This is a genomic window from Pseudomonas sp. LJDD11, from assembly GCF_024584215.1.
Classification (GTDB): domain Bacteria; phylum Pseudomonadota; class Gammaproteobacteria; order Pseudomonadales; family Pseudomonadaceae; genus Aquipseudomonas.
The window spans coordinates 1-604 of the sequence record NZ_JANJFL010000099.1 but is presented as its reverse complement, the minus strand read 5'-3'; the positions used below and the strand labels follow the sequence as shown (position 1 = coordinate 604).

Sequence of the window (604 nt, the reverse complement as noted above, 5' to 3'; positions counted from 1 at the left end):
TAGCTCAGCTGGATAGAGTACTCGGCTACGAACCGAGCGGTCACAGGTTCGAATCCTGTCGAGTGCACCATATTGAAAAGCCCGTATCGAAAGATACGGGCTTTTTTCTTTGTGTTTGAAAAAGCGGCTTCTTGCCAGGGCAGGCTGTTGAATTTATTCAAAAAAGACCTTTGCAAGAGGCGACGAGATGATTATCATACGCCCCTTGTTGCGGAGAGCTGGCCGAGTGGCCGAAGGCGCTCCCCTGCTAAGGGAGTACACCTCAAAAGGGTGTCGGGGGTTCGAATCCCCCGTTCTCCGCCATAACATGCACTCGTAGCTCAGCTGGATAGAGTACTCGGCTACGAACCGAGCGGTCACAGGTTCGAATCCTGTCGAGTGCACCATACAAGCAAAGCCCGTATCGAAAGGTACGGGCTTTGTGTTTTTCCAGGGGCTGCAAACCATTGTCCGCAGGTTTTGTGTAAGTCTTTGAATTTATTTCAGAAAGGGCTTTACAGAATTATTCCAGGCCCTATAATGCGCACCATCAAATGCACTCGTAGCTCAGCTGGATAGAGTACTCGGCTACGAACCGAGCGGTCACAGGTTCGAATCCTGTCGA

The 604-nt window shown here is 50.8% G+C and carries 2 tRNA genes; both read left to right on the top strand.

Features of this window, described 5'->3' with window-relative positions:
* The first annotated feature begins 212 nt into the window (after window positions 1-212).
* Window positions 213-303, top strand: a tRNA-Ser gene (locus tag NRB16_RS28960).
* Between the two features lie 6 nt (window positions 304-309).
* Window positions 310-386, top strand: a tRNA-Arg gene (locus NRB16_RS28955).
* Window positions 387-604 lie beyond the last annotated feature (218 nt).